At 64.5% G+C, this 13,555-nt stretch carries 16 protein-coding genes; 14 read left to right on the top strand and 2 right to left on the bottom strand.

What is annotated here, in order from left to right; genetic code table 11:
* Nucleotides 1-18 precede the first annotated feature (18 nt).
* Together AC2FM5_RS03630 and AC2FM5_RS03625 are read left to right on the top strand one after the other, a co-directional pair.
* On the top strand, nucleotides 19-582 hold the full coding sequence (locus AC2FM5_RS03630; RefSeq protein WP_496733968.1) for a DUF4202 domain-containing protein: 564 nt from the start codon (nucleotides 19-21) through the stop codon (nucleotides 580-582).
* Nucleotides 583-588: 6 nt separating this feature from the next.
* Nucleotides 589-1,347 carry a class I SAM-dependent methyltransferase gene (locus AC2FM5_RS03625; RefSeq protein WP_496733966.1) on the top strand — a complete coding sequence of 253 codons (759 nt, stop codon included), beginning with the start codon at nucleotides 589-591 and terminating at the stop codon, nucleotides 1,345-1,347.
* Here AC2FM5_RS03625 and AC2FM5_RS03620 read toward each other — a convergent pair.
* Nucleotides 1,307-1,993: a ceramidase domain-containing protein gene (locus AC2FM5_RS03620; protein ID WP_496733964.1), complete on the bottom strand. Its 687-nt coding sequence runs from the start codon at nucleotides 1,991-1,993 to the stop codon at nucleotides 1,307-1,309. The two genes, AC2FM5_RS03625 and AC2FM5_RS03620, sit on opposite strands and share 41 nt — an antisense overlap.
* 57 nt (nucleotides 1,994-2,050) lie before the next feature.
* Here AC2FM5_RS03620 and AC2FM5_RS03615 point away from each other — a divergent pair, with 57 nt between their 5' ends.
* Together AC2FM5_RS03615 and AC2FM5_RS03610 are read left to right on the top strand one after the other, a co-directional pair.
* Nucleotides 2,051-2,743, top strand: coding sequence for a metal-dependent hydrolase (locus tag AC2FM5_RS03615; protein WP_496733962.1), 693 nt, complete (start codon nucleotides 2,051-2,053; stop codon nucleotides 2,741-2,743).
* A complete protein-coding gene (locus AC2FM5_RS03610; RefSeq protein WP_496733960.1) occupies nucleotides 2,740-3,918 on the top strand; it encodes a M24 family metallopeptidase in 1,179 nt (392 codons plus the stop codon). The genes AC2FM5_RS03615 and AC2FM5_RS03610 overlap by 4 nt, the downstream gene beginning before the upstream one ends.
* 7 nt (nucleotides 3,919-3,925) lie before the next feature.
* Here AC2FM5_RS03610 and AC2FM5_RS03605 read toward each other — a convergent pair whose 3' ends face one another.
* Nucleotides 3,926-4,396: a nucleoside deaminase gene (locus AC2FM5_RS03605; RefSeq protein ID WP_170525123.1), complete on the bottom strand. Its 471-nt coding sequence runs from the start codon at nucleotides 4,394-4,396 to the stop codon at nucleotides 3,926-3,928.
* Here AC2FM5_RS03605 and AC2FM5_RS03600 point away from each other — a divergent pair.
* From AC2FM5_RS03600 to AC2FM5_RS03555, 10 genes are all read left to right on the top strand, one after another.
* Nucleotides 4,395-5,270 carry a pseudouridine synthase gene (locus AC2FM5_RS03600; RefSeq protein ID WP_496733957.1) on the top strand — a complete coding sequence of 292 codons (876 nt, stop codon included), beginning with the start codon at nucleotides 4,395-4,397 and terminating at the stop codon, nucleotides 5,268-5,270. The two genes, AC2FM5_RS03605 and AC2FM5_RS03600, sit on opposite strands and share 2 nt — an antisense overlap.
* A gap of 176 nt (nucleotides 5,271-5,446) precedes the next feature.
* A complete protein-coding gene (locus AC2FM5_RS03595) occupies nucleotides 5,447-6,361 on the top strand; it encodes a 5-bromo-4-chloroindolyl phosphate hydrolysis family protein (protein ID WP_496733955.1) in 915 nt (304 codons plus the stop codon).
* Between the two features lie 30 nt (nucleotides 6,362-6,391).
* Nucleotides 6,392-7,582 carry a toxic anion resistance protein gene (locus tag AC2FM5_RS03590; RefSeq protein ID WP_496733953.1) on the top strand — a complete coding sequence of 397 codons (1,191 nt, stop codon included), beginning with the start codon at nucleotides 6,392-6,394 and terminating at the stop codon, nucleotides 7,580-7,582.
* Nucleotides 7,583-7,595: 13 nt separating this feature from the next.
* A complete protein-coding gene (locus AC2FM5_RS03585) occupies nucleotides 7,596-8,549 on the top strand; it encodes a DUF2927 domain-containing protein (protein WP_496733951.1) in 954 nt (317 codons plus the stop codon).
* A gap of 22 nt (nucleotides 8,550-8,571) precedes the next feature.
* Nucleotides 8,572-9,720, top strand: coding sequence for an SPFH domain-containing protein (locus AC2FM5_RS03580; protein ID WP_170357198.1), 1,149 nt, complete (start codon nucleotides 8,572-8,574; stop codon nucleotides 9,718-9,720).
* 9 nt (nucleotides 9,721-9,729) lie between these two features.
* A complete protein-coding gene (locus AC2FM5_RS03575; protein WP_170357197.1) occupies nucleotides 9,730-10,047 on the top strand; it encodes a CPCC family cysteine-rich protein in 318 nt (105 codons plus the stop codon).
* 6 nt (nucleotides 10,048-10,053) lie between these two features.
* Nucleotides 10,054-11,169 (top strand): TFIIB-type zinc ribbon-containing protein, encoded by a 1,116-nt coding sequence (locus AC2FM5_RS03570; protein ID WP_496733948.1) that lies wholly within the window; start codon nucleotides 10,054-10,056, stop codon nucleotides 11,167-11,169.
* 99 nt (nucleotides 11,170-11,268) lie between these two features.
* Nucleotides 11,269-11,949: a nitroreductase gene (locus tag AC2FM5_RS03565; protein ID WP_496733946.1), complete on the top strand. Its 681-nt coding sequence runs from the start codon at nucleotides 11,269-11,271 to the stop codon at nucleotides 11,947-11,949.
* Between the two features lie 24 nt (nucleotides 11,950-11,973).
* Nucleotides 11,974-12,411: a D-aminoacyl-tRNA deacylase gene (dtd, locus tag AC2FM5_RS03560; RefSeq protein ID WP_170434522.1), complete on the top strand. Its 438-nt coding sequence runs from the start codon at nucleotides 11,974-11,976 to the stop codon at nucleotides 12,409-12,411.
* Complete coding sequence (locus tag AC2FM5_RS03555; protein WP_496733943.1) at nucleotides 12,411-13,514, top strand: DUF4147 domain-containing protein; 1,104 nt, start codon at nucleotides 12,411-12,413, stop codon at nucleotides 13,512-13,514. Before dtd ends, AC2FM5_RS03555 begins: the two co-directional genes overlap by 1 nt.
* Nucleotides 13,515-13,555: the final 41 nt, after the last annotated feature.

Raw genomic sequence — 13,555 nt, 5'->3', positions numbered from 1 at the left:
GCCAAAGCAGGAGATGCCATGACAGAGCGCAAGCAGAAGGTTCTGGATGCAATTGATACGGCCAATTCGGCCGATCCCACCCAGGAAGACGGCCGCCCCGCTGCGCTGCTTTATGGCGAACGGATGAGCGCTGAGTTGGATCGACTGTTCCCCGACGCCTCCGAGCCGTTGCAGATCGCCGCCCGCGGCCAGCATGTCGAGCGCTGGAAGCTGGCCCGCTCGGAATACCCTGAAGGGCGCGCGGGTTATCTGGCCTGGCGCAAGGCCCAGGCCGAGCATCACGCGCAGGTCGTGGCCGAGCTGATGTCCGAGGCCGGTTACGATCAGGCCGAGATCGACGCCGCCCGTCGCATGTTGCGCAAACAGGGCATCAAGCGCGACGGCGACGTTCAGGCGCTGGAGGACGTGATCTGCTTTGTCTTTTTGAAATGGTATTTTGCGCCCTTCGCCACGAAACACTCGGACGAAAAGATTCAACGCATCGTCGAAAAGACCGCCCGCAAGATGTCGGCCGAGGCGTGCCGACGCGTGCTGGACGAGTTCGACCTGCCCGAAGACTTGGCCCGCGCCTTCAAGGATTGACGCGCCATGACTGATGACATGCAGCTGTTGATCGACCTGCACCTGCCCAACGATCGGCAAGGCCCCGGCAGCGACGCGACAACGCAACTGGCGCTGAAGCTTTCGGGCGTGCAAGCCGATCCCGGACTGAAGGTTGCCGACATTGGCTGCGGCACCGGAGCCGCGGCCTTCTGCCTTGCGCGCCATCTGGGCGCATCGGTGACGGCAGTGGATTTCCTGCCGGAGTTTCTGGCCGAGTTAAACAGGCGTGCACAGGACTTGGGTCTGGCGGCCCGGGTTCAGACGCTTGAGGCGTCGATGGAGGACCTGCCCTTCGACGATGCCAGCCTTGACGTGATCTGGTCGGAAGGCGCGATCTACAATATGGGGTTCGAGAACGGCCTGAACGCCTGGCGTCGGTTCCTGAAACCCGGCGGGCTCCTGGCTGTGTCCGAGCTGACCTGGCTGACCGATCGACGCCCCGAACCGCTGACAAGGCACTGGGATGCCGCCTATCCCGAAGTTGCAACCGCCGGAGAGAAGATCCGCCAGATCGAGACCGCTGGCTATGAACCAGTCGGCTATTTCCCGCTGGGCACCGACTGCTGGATGGAGAACTACTACCTCCCCCTTCAACGCAGCTTCCCTGCCTTCCTCGACCGGCATGGCCATTCCGAGCAGGCCAAGGCGCTTGTCGATTCCGAACAGGCCGAGATCGCATTGTATGAAACCTTTTCCGACTTTGTCAGCTATGGGTTTTATCTGGTGCGGCGTCTGCCGGACTGACCGCATCCGTCATGGCCCGGCGATAAACCTCGATCATCCAGCCCAGCATGGTGGCGTTCAGGATGTGCCACATGAAATGCGTTCCCATCGGGATGCGGGCGCAAAGCGGGGCATCGAGCGCGCGAAAAGTGATCGACGCAATCAGGATCACAGCCCCGAGCGCCAGATCCTGTGCCACTTGCGGCCTGCGCGCGCGTAAAAGATACGCATAGATCAGGATCAATAAAGGCACTGGAGCATACGCGGCCGACCCACCCAGCCCGGGAAGCAGTTGAAACACCGGAATGGTCAGCGCCGCATAGGGGATGAACAAGGCCGTCAGCCCCGCCGCCTTCGGCGTGGATAGCTGCCAAATTTCCCGGTTCACCGCGAAGATATAGACCAGGATGAACAGCAAAATCGGCGTCGTATCCGCCAGCGCGGCCCAGACCTGCGCATGGGTGTGGAACAGATAGCTGCCAATACCGATCACCGCCAGAATGGCGACCAGCAGGTTGGCCAAGGGCAGACCCTGCCCCCGCACCCGCCGCCACATCACCCATGCCGCCAGCAGAAAGGCCGCGTTGGTCACGGCGTTTACGGGTTCGGCCCAATAGGCCGGCGACAGGCGCTCGCAATAGCCGTCGATTTCTCGCATCCAGTCCATGGATTTTTACATAGCCGATGCTAGGCTGACCCTGAACCGGTTTCAGGAGGGTCTTTCATGAAAATCATCTGGTTGGGGCATGGCAGCTTCCGAATTCACGCGGCGGGACAGGTCCTGCTGATCGACCCCTGGCTGAGCGGGAACCCGATGCTGCCCGAGGATCAGCACGAGGCCGCCGTGCAAGGTGCCACGCATATCCTGCTGACCCACGCACATTTCGACCACGTCGCCGACGTTCTGCCGCTGGCCAAACGCCTGAATATTCCCGTGGTTGGCCAATACGACGTCATGGCCCATTGGGCCGAGGCCGAAGGGGTCGAGACCATCGGCTTCAACAAGGGCGGCCGGGTCGACCTGAACGGGATCAAGGTCGACATGGTGCCGGCCTCGCACAGCTCGACCTTCGCCACACCCGATGGCCCGCGCGCCGGCGGGTCCGAGGTGGGGTTCATCCTGTCGGCCGATGGTCACACGGTCTATGTCTCGGGCGACACGACGATCATGGCCGACATGGAGTGGATCGGCGACTATTACAAACCCGATATCGGCATCCTGTCGGCGGGCGGTTATTTCACGATGGACATGAAAGCCGCCGCCTATGCCTCCCGGCGGTATTTCGACTTCAAGACGGTGATCCCCTGCCACTATCGGACTTTCCCGATCCTGGAACAATCCGCCAATGACTTGGCGGACGGGCTGCCGGGCGTAACCGTCATCGAGCCCGAGGTCCTGCAGGAGATCGAGCTTTGACACCCGCGCTGGCCTTCTCGGCGGAAGAATACGCGGCGCGGCTGGCCAAGACCCGGTCCGCGATGGCCCAGCGGGGTATCGAGACCCTGCTGGTTGCGGACCCGTCGAACATGGCCTGGCTGACGGGCTATGACGGCTGGAGCTTCTACGTCCCGCAGATGGTGGTCGTCCCGCGCGACGGCGCGCCTCTGTGGTGGGGCCGGACGCAGGACAAGCCCGGCGCGGCGCAGACCACCTGGCTGGACCCCGCCGACCTGTTCGACTGGCCCGAAGAACATGTGCAGCACCCCGACCATCACCCGGTCGAGTCGTTGGCATCGCTGCTGCGCGACCACGGCTGGACGACCCATCTGGGTGTCGAGATGGACAATTATTACTACTCGGCCGCAAGCCACCGGATCCTTGAGACCGCGTTCGGCCGCGATGCGCTGGTCGACGCGACCGGGTTGGTGAACTGGCAGCGTGCGGTCAAGAGCGAGGCCGAGATTGCCTTGATGCGCAAGGCCGGGCAGTTGACCGCGCACATGCACACGGTGCTGCGCGACGGTTTCCGCGCCGGGGTTCCCAAAAACGTGCTCGTGGCCGAGGTTCAGGCGGCGGGCATCGCCGGGCTTCCAGGGCTTGCGGGCGACTATCCCGCGATCGCGCCCATCGCGCCTTCGGGGGCCGAGGCCTCGGCCTCGCACATCACCTGGAACGACCGTCCGCTGACACCGGGCGAGGCGACCTATTTCGAAATCTCGGGCTGCCACCGCCGCTATCACTGCCCGGCCAGCCGCAGCCTGTTTCTGGGCGACCCGCCTGCCGATATCCGGCGCGCGGAAACCGCGATCCTGACCGCGATCGAGGACACGCTGGCCGCCGCCCGCCCCGGCGCCACCTGCGAAGAGGTTGCCGCCTGCGTCTATGACAGCTTTGCCCGGGCCGGCTATGTCAAAGGCAATCGCACGGGCTATCCGGTGGGCCTGAGCTATCCGCCCGATTGGGGCGAGCGCACCATGAGCCTGCGCCCGGGCGACAGCACCGTTCTGCAGGACAACATGACCTTTCACCTGATGCCGGGTCTGTGGACCCCCGACTGGGGGCTGGCCATCACCGAAACCTTCGTGGTCACGCCGACGGGCGGGCAACCCTTGGCGGACATACCCCGCGAACTGGTCGCGAAACCGGCCTGAGCGCGCCTCAGCCCTTGGACCCGCCACCACCGCGCTGCGCGGCAAAGAAATCGCGCAGCAACCGGGCGCAGTCCTCGGCCGCGATGCCGTCATAGACGTCCGGCCTGTGATGGGCCTGAGGATGCGAGAACACCCGCGCCCCATGCGCCACGCCGCCCGATTTCGGATCGGCGGCCCCATAGTAGATCCGCCGGATCCGCGCCGCCGCCAGCGCCGCGGCACACATGGCGCAGGGCTCCAGCGTGACATACAGGTCATGCCCCGTCAGACGTTCGGACCCGACGGCGCGGCAGGCGGCGCGCAGGGCCAGGATCTCGGCATGCGCGGTCGGGTCGTGCAACTCGCGCGTACGGTTGCCGTCCGCCGCGATGATCCGCCCATCGGGCGACACGATCACCGCACCCACCGGAACCTCGCCCCGATCACCCGCCGCGCGCGCCTGTTCAAGCGCCTTGTCCATATGCGTTCTGAAGACCATGCCCCTGACTGCCCCAGAAACCCACCTTTCGCAAGCCGCGCCGATGCGCTATGCGCAGGGCATGAGCAACACCCCTCCTCCTGGCGACCGGATCGCCAAAGTGCTGGCCCGCGCCGGCATCGCCTCGCGCCGCGAGGCCGAACGCATGATCGAAGCGGGCCGCGTGACCGTGAACGGCAAGACCATCGACAGCCCGGCGCTGAACGTCACGCCCAGCGACAGGATCACCGTCGACGGCAAGCCCGTGGCCGAGCCCGAACCCGCGCGTCTTTGGCTGTATCACAAGCCAACCGGCCTTGTGACCACGAACCGCGACGAAAAGGGCCGCCCTACGATCTTCGACAATCTGCCCGAGGACATGCCCCGCGTCATGAGCGTCGGCCGGCTGGACCTGAATTCCGAGGGCCTGCTGCTGTTGACCAATGACGGGGCCATCAAGCGCAAGCTTGAACTGCCCTCGACCGGCTGGCTGCGCAAATACCGGGTGCGGATCAACGGCCGCCCCAAGGACGAGGATTTCGCCCCCTTGCGTCAGGGTCTTGTGATCGAGGGCGAAAGGTTTCAGCCCATGACCGTGACGCTGGATCGCCAGCAAGGCGCGAATGCATGGCTGACGATCGGACTGCGCGAGGGCAAGAACCGGGAAATCCGCCGCGCGATCGAAGACATCGGCTTTACCGTGAACCGGCTGTTGCGCGTGTCCTACGGGCCGTTCCAGCTGGGCAATCTCAAACCTGGCGAGGTCGAGGAAATCCGCCGCCGCGTTCTGCGCGATCAACTGGGTCTGGAACCCGAAACCCCACCGGCTGCTGCGAAACGCCCAAGCCGCCCTCAAAGATCCCGCAGGCCGGGCGGCAAGAAATCACGCAATTGACGCCGGCAAGCGAACCTTCCCCCTAGCGCCAAGCCCCTTGATCCACTAGATTTTCAAGGGACCGCCGCAGATGGAGGACACCATGTCCGGGACCGGAGTGCAAAAAATGGCCTACGCGGCCCTGCTGGTGCTGTTGTTCGGCGTCTGCACCGGTTGGCTTGGGGGGCTCTGACGCCATGGCCAAGCGATACGGCGGAAAGTTCAGCCCCGACGGCCAGTCCGAAACCGACGCGCCCGCCCCGCGCGGGCAATACGATGGTGCCCGGGTGAACCCGGTCGGCGCACGCGCCAATGTGATGTTCGTTCCGGCGATCCCGCTGGTCTTTCTGTCGCTCAACGACGGCGCGATCGGGATGACCCTTGGATTGGTCGCCGCCGGCATTCTGACCGCTGCGGCCTTTCTGCTGCGGGAAGGGCTGAAAGCCGAGGATGCCTACAACGCACGCCGCTCCGCGCGCCGCCCAGCCTTTCCCCGCAAGATCTTTTCGTCGGTGCTGACCGGGCTGGGGGTGGGTCTGGCCGCTTATCGCAACGACTATCTGGATGCCGAGGCCGCCAGCCAGGTCAGCCTGCTGGCGCCGGTCTTGTTCGGCGGTGTGGCAACGGCCCTGCATTCCGTCGCCTTCGGGCTCGACCCGATGAAAAACAAAGGCATGGAGGGTGTGGACACCTATCAACAGGACCGGGTCGCCCGCGTGGTCGAAGATGCCGAAGCCCATCTGAACCAAATGACGGATGCCATCAAACGGGCCGGCGACCGCAGGATCGAAGCCCGGGTCGAGCGGTTTCAGACCACCGCTCGCGATCTGTTCCGCACGGTCGAGGAGGACCCGCGCGATCTGGCCGGTGCCCGCAAATACCTGACCGTCTATCTGCAGGGCGCCCGCGATGCGACGATCAAGTTTGCCGATGTCTATGCGCGCACCCGCGACCCGCAGGCTCTGTCCGATTACTCGGCGCTGCTGGACGACCTCGAGCAGAATTTCTCGGCCCGCACCCGAAAGATGCTATTGGATGACCGCAGTGATCTGACGGTCGAAATCGACGTGCTGCGTGAACGACTGCAGCGCGAAGGCGTCCGGCTGGACTGACCGGCCAAACCAAGAACAGGGAAGCTTCTCATGTCTGACGAAATCAAGAAAAAGGCGGCCGAGGCCGAAACGCTGGTTCAGGAAGTTGTGGCCGTCGCGTTGCCCGAGCCGAGTTCCGAGATCGTGCCTTTGGAAGAAGCCGACGAACCGGTCGGCGCCGAGATCCGCAAGCGCATGGCCGAGATCGACATGGGCGACACCAACTCGATCGTGTCCTTCGGGTCGGCTGCGCAGGCCGAGCTGCAGGAAATCAGCCAGGCCATGCTGGCTGACGTGCGCAACAAGGATGTCGGCCCCGCCGGTGACAGCCTGCGCGACATCGTCACCACGATCCGCGGCTTTTCCGTGTCTGAACTGGACGTGCGCCGCGAGCGCAGCTGGTGGGAGAAACTGCTGGGCCGCGCCGCGCCTTTCGCCAAGTTCACCGCGCGTTATGAAGAGGTGCAGGATCAGATCGACCGGATCACCGACAACCTTCTGTCGCACGAGCACACGCTGCTGAAGGATATCAAGTCGCTGGACCTGCTGTATGAGAAGACGCTGGATTTCTACGATGAACTGGCGCTGTACATCGCGGCCGGCGAAGAGAAACTGACCGAGCTGGACAGCCATGACATCCCCGAGAAAGAGGCCGAGGTGCAGGCCGCCCCGGAAGATCAGCAGGTGATGAAGGCGCAGGAACTGCGCGACCTGCGGGCTGCCCGCGACGATCTGGAACGGCGCGTGCACGACCTGAAGCTGACGCGGCAGGTGACGATGCAATCGCTGCCTTCGATCCGGCTGGTTCAGGAAAACGACAAGTCGCTGGTGACCAAGATCAACTCGACTTTGGTGAACACCGTGCCGCTGTGGGAAACCCAGCTGGCGCAGGCGGTCACCATCCAGCGCAGCGCCGAGGCCGCTGCCGCCGTGCGCGACGCCAACGATCTGACGAACGAGCTACTGACCTCGAACGCCGCGAATCTGCGCCAGTCGAACAAGATGATCCGTGAGGAAATGGAGCGCGGCGTGTTCGACATCGAAGCCGTCAAGAAGGCCAACGAGGATCTGATCGGCACGATCAATGAAAGCCTCGCCATCGCTGACGAAGGCAAGGCGAAACGGGCCGCCGCAGAAGAAGAGCTGAAGAAGATGGAAGCCGAGCTGCGGGACACCTTGGCTTCGGCCAAGGCTCGGAAAGACGGGCTGGGCGACACGGCCGGAACCGCCGTTCCGGGCTGAGGAGAGATCGCAGGTGCGGCTTCGGAGATTTCTAGGGCACGGGTTGGGGGCAGCTGCATTGCTGATCTTGGCCAATTGCGATGACGCGCTCGAGTCCTCGATTGCCCCGCAGGCGCGCCCGACCCAGCCGCAGTTGGCCAATGCTTATGTCGAACCTTCGGCCGCAAGCCGGGATCTGGCGCGATATTATCAGCGCGTCGAGCGCGACCTGTTGACCCGTGGTCTGATGCGTACAGACGGTGGCGGGCCGGACACCCCGTTTGATGCGGATGATTTGGCGCGGAATTTCGAAGCCATCGCGTTCTACAGCGAGTATCCCGGCGCCGCCGTATCCGGCAGCAGCCAACGTACCATCGGAAGGCTAAGCCGCTGGTCTGGGCCGGTCCGGATACAGGCAGAGTTCGGGCCATCAGTATCGCCAGACCAACGTGCGGCCGACAAGGAACAGATCCGGGCCTATTCCGAACGCATGTCGTCCTTGACTGGCCACCCGATCTCGACCGTAACCAGAAACGCGAACTTCCATGTGTTCGTCTCCGGCGATGACGATACGGAATTCGTGCAAACGCGACTGCGCCAGTTATTTCCCAATATCGGACAGGCTCAGTTGAACCTGTTTCAAGATTTACCGCGCTCGTTCTATTGCTTTGTCTTCGCCTCGGCGTCCAACGGGGCACCCAACACCTATACTGGTGCGGTTGCGTTGGTGCGGGCCGAGCACCCTGACTTGATGCGGCTGAGCTGCATCCATGAGGAAATCGCCCAGGGGCTGGGCCTGCCCAATGACAGCCCACGGGCGCGGCCGTCGATCTTCAATGATGACGACGAATTCGCCCTGCTGACCAGCCATGACGAAAAGCTGCTGACGATGTTGTATGATCCGCGCCTGAAACCCGGCATGACCGCGCAAGAGGCCGCGCCGGTGGTGCGGATCATCGCCCGTGAATTGATGGGGCAGTCGCTCTGACCCCGATGACAGGAGAACCCAGATGGGAATTTTCGATTTTCTGACCGGAGAATTCATTGATGTCATTCATTGGGTGGACGACACCCGCGACACGATGGTCTGGCGGTTCGAGCGCGAAGGCCACGAGATCAAGTATGGCGCCAAGCTGACCGTGCGCGAGGGCCAGGCGGCCGTATTCGTGCACGAAGGCCAGCTGGCCGACGTGTTCACGCCCGGCCTCTACATGCTTGAGACCAACAACATGCCGATCATGACGACGCTGCAGCACTGGGATCACGGGTTCCAGTCGCCGTTCAAGTCCGAGATCTACTTCGTCAACACGACCCGGTTCAACGACCTGAAATGGGGCACCAAGAACCCGATCATGCTGCGCGACCCGGAATTCGGCCCGACCCGGATCCGCGCCTATGGCACCTACACGATTCGTGTCAAGGACCCGGCCCGTTTCCTGGTCGAGATCGTCGGCACCGATGGCGAATTCACCATGGACGAGATCAGCTTTCAGATCCGCAACATCATCGTGCAGGAATTCAGCCGGGTCATCGCAGGCTCGGGCATTCCGGTTCTGGACATGGCCGCCAACACCGCCGATCTGGGCAAGCTGATCGCGGCGGAGGTCTCGCCTGTGCTGGATGGCTACGGGCTGGAAATGCCGGAATTCTACATCGAGAACATTTCGCTGCCACCGGCGGTCGAGGCGGCGCTGGACAAGCGTACTTCAATGGGGCTGGCGGGGGATCTGGGCAAATTCACCCAGTATTCCGCGGCCGAGGCAATGACGGCGGCCGCCAGCAACCCGAACGGAGGCGGTGGCATGGGTGCTGGCCTTGGTATGGGAATGGGCATGGCGATGGCGAACCAGATGTCGAACATGGCAGCGGGTCAGCCGTCTGGCCCGTGGGGCGCGCCCGCGCCCGCTGCCCCGCAACCATCAGCGCATGCGGCCCCGCCGCCCCCGCCGCCAGTCGAGCATGTCTGGCATATCGCGGTGGATGGCCAGACGAGCGGTCCGTTCTCGAAGGCCAAGATGGGCCGCATGGCCAGCGAGGGAGAAATTACGCGGGACACTTTCGTGTGGACGCCCGGTCAGGACGGCTGGAAGAAAGCGGGCGAGGTGCAGGAACTCGCGCAGCTGTTCACGATCCTGCCGCCTCCGCCGCCCGGGGCGTGAGGCATCGGCATGCCCGCATCGCGGAAACGCTCGAAGACAGGCGGGCGCAAAGCGCCGCAGCCGCCGCAATTCATCTGCCCGTGCTGCGGTTATGTCACCCTGGCCAAGCGCGGGGCCTACTTGATCTGCGCGATCTGCTTTTGGGAGGACGAGGACATTCTGTACGACAAGAACCCCCGCGAGCCCTCTGCCGCCAATCACGGCCTGACGCTGGCCGAGGCGCGCGAGAATTTCAGGGCGATCGGGGCCTGCGAAGCGGCGATGCTGCCGCATGTCCTGCCTGAGGAGCAGCGCGCAGCCTATCTTCACTTTCCCCTCGACACGTGACCACCCATGACACAGCCCCCTGCTCCGCCACCCGGTTCTGCGGAACATCGTTTTCCATGTGACAATTGCGGCGCGGACTATCGGTTCGACCCGCAATCCGGCACGCTGACCTGTGACCATTGCGGCCATTCCGAACCGATCGGGGCTGGCCCCTGGGGCGGCGCCAGCCTGCGCGAACTGGACTTCGACGCCGCCATCGCCGACCGCTTGCCCGACAGCGAGATCGAAGAGACGCGGGTTCTGACCTGCCCCAACTGCGCGGCGCAGGTCGAGTTCGACCCCAACACCCACGCCGCGGAATGCCCGTTCTGCGCCACCCCGGTGGTGACCGATACCGGCGTGAACCGGCACATCAAACCGCGCGGCGTTCTGCCCTTTGCGCTGGACGAACGCGCCGCGCACAAGGCTATGAGTGACTGGCTGGGGCGGCTGTGGTTCGCGCCGAACGGACTCAAGGACTATGCCCGCAAAGGCCGCAGGATGCAGGGCATTTATGTGCCCTACTGGACCTTCGACGCCGACACGAAATCGGCCTATCGCGGCGAACGCGGCGTGGTGTATTACGAAACCCGGACGGTGATGCGTGACGGCAAGCGGGTGCAGCAGCAGGTGCCCAAGGTGCGCTGGACACCGAAATCCGGCCGGGTGGCCCGGTTTTTCGACGACGTGCTGGTGCTGGCCTCGCAATCGCTACCCAAATCATACACCGACGCGCTGCAACCCTGGGACCTGCCCGCGCTCGAGCCCTATCAGCCCGAATACCTGGCCGGGTTCCGGGCCGAGGCCTATACGGTCGATCTGCAGCAAGGCTATCAGGAGGCCCGCGGCCACATGGCCCGCGTGATCGAGCGCGACGTCCGCTTTGACATCGGCGGTGATCGGCAGCGCATCCACGCGATCGAAACCGACATCCGCGACGTGACCTTCAAGCACATCCTGCTGCCCGTCTGGATGGCCGCCTACAAGTATCGCGGCCAGACCTATCGCTTTGTCGTCAACGGTCGCACCGGTCAGGTGCAGGGTGAACGGCCCTGGTCGGCGATCAAGATCACGATTGCGGTCGTCCTGGGCCTGCTGGCGGCAGCCGGCATCGGGTATCTGGTGGCGACCGGACAGCAATGACCGCTGGGTTCCGCCGCCGAAAACTCTGCCGCGGAACCCCTTGAACATCCCCGGCTTCTCACCCATCCTGCCGCCGGCTGCCCCGGAGGAGAGGACGACGTGACCCTGGCCGATCTGAACACGCTTCTGACTGCGCGCCATTCCTGCCGCGCCTTCCGGCCCGATCCGGTGCCGCGAGGTGACATCGAACAGATCCTGACCAGCGCCGCCAGAGTGCCCAGCTGGTGCAACGCGCAGCCCTGGCAGGTGGTCGTGACCAGTGGCGCAGAAACCGATGCATTCCGCAGCGCCTTGCGGGCCGAAGCCGAGACCGGCCAGGCGCAGCCCGACCTGCCTTTTCCGACCGGCTATTCCGGCGTCTATCAGGACCGGCGCCGCGCCTGCGGATGGGCCCTGTACGAGGCAGTCGGCGTTGAGAAAGGTGACCGCGCCGGATCGGCCCGGCAGATGATGGAAAACTTCAACCTGTTCGGTGCCCCGCATTGCGCCATCCTGTCCAGCCCGGCGGAACTCGGTCCCTATGGCGCGATGGATTGCGGCGGGTTTGTCACGGCTTTCACCTTGGCGGCACAGGCCTTGGGTTTCGCCACGATCCCACAGGCGGCGGTGGCCGCCTATGGGCCGTTCCTGCACCGCTATTTCAACATCCCCGATGACCGGCTGATCCTGTGCGCGATTTCCTTCGGCTATCCGGATGCCGATCATCCGGCCAACCAATTCCGGACCGAGCGCGCCACGCTGGACGAGTTCGTCACCTGGCGTGGGGCTTGGACCGAGTAAGCGAACTTTGAGAAAAACATCGACATGCGCGCATTGATACAAAGGGTGTCCGAGGCATCGGTCTCGGTCGAGGGGGAAGTCATCGGCCAGTGCGGGCCGGGGCTACTGGTGCTGGTCTGCGCCATGCAGGGCGACGACGACTCGCACGCCGAGCAACTGGCGGCCAAGATTGCCAAGCTGCGGATCTTCAAGGATGACGCGGGCAAGATGAACCGGTCGGTGTTGGATATCGGCGGCTCGGCCCTTGTGGTCAGCCAGTTCACCTTGGCCGCCGACACGTCGCGCGGGAACCGGCCCGGATTTGCGGCGGCGGCCGATCCGGCAACCGGTGAACGCCTGTACGAACACTTTGCCCGCGCGCTGGCCGCGGTTGGGGTTCCGACCGAAACCGGGTCTTTCGGAGCGGATATGGCGGTGTCCCTAGTCAATGACGGCCCGGTCACGATCTGGATGGACATGTGATGACGATGCAGGATCAGGCGATCGCGATCTGGAAGGCGGGCGTTGCCGCCGTTGGCGGCTATGGCGCGCTCAAGGCGGCACTGCCCGATATTCCGCGCCCCGATTTGATTCTGGCGGTAGGCAAGGCCGCGGCGGCGATGATGAATGCGGCGCAAGACCATTTCGGCAAAACACCGGGCCTTGTGGTCACGAAAGACGGCCATGCCGACGGACTGGCGTCGCACTTACAGGTCATCGAAGCCTCTCACCCCGTGCCCGATGCCCGCAGCCTGAAGGGCGGCCAGGCTCTGCGCGCGGCGGTTCAGGCCATGGAGCCCGGCACGCATCTGTTGCTGCTGGTCTCGGGCGGTGCGTCTTCGCTGGCCGAGGATCTGGTCCCGGGGGCCACCCTCGAAGATCTGGCGCGGCTGAACGCGCAGCTGCTGTCCGAGGGGCTGGACATCACCGCCATGAACGCCCGCCGGCGCGAGATGTCGCGGATCAAGGGCGGCGGTCTGCTGGCCGGTTTCGGCGGAGCGCGCGCGACGGTCCTGGCCATCTCGGACGTGCCGGGGGACGACATCGGCGTCATCGGATCGGGCATCGGCGCCTTGCCCGACGCCCCGCAATTCGAAGCGAATGCACAGATCATTGCCTCGAACGCCCATGCGCGCTGCGCCGCAGCAGACGCGGCACGTGCCGCCGGTCTGGACGTTTTGGCCGAGGAAGAGGCCCTGCACGACGACTATCTGTCCGTCGCGGCAGATATCGGCGCGCGGCTGCGCCAGATGCCGCCGGGCGCGATGATCTTTGGCGGAGAGCCGACGGTTGTCCTGCCCGAAAACCCGGGCCGAGGCGGGCGCAACCAGGCGCTGGCACTGGCGTTGGCGCGCGAGATTCAGGGATGCGAGGGGCTGTGCGTCGTGGTCGGCGGAACCGACGGCACCGACGGGCCGACCAATGCGGCCGGCGGTGTCGTGACCGGCGCGACATGGGCCGATGGGGCGGACCAAGCCTTGCGCGCGGCTGATGCAGGGTCGTTCCTTGACCGGGTCGGTGCTCTGCTAGTGACCGGCCCCACGGGAACCAATGTCATGGATCTGCTTGTCGCAACGAAGGAATGAATTGACGCTTTTCCTCGCACACCATCCGCCGATGCGCCTGA

This window comes from Ruegeria sp. BHSA162 (genome assembly GCF_059613385.1).
This window is presented reverse-complemented; position numbering and strand designations above follow the sequence as displayed.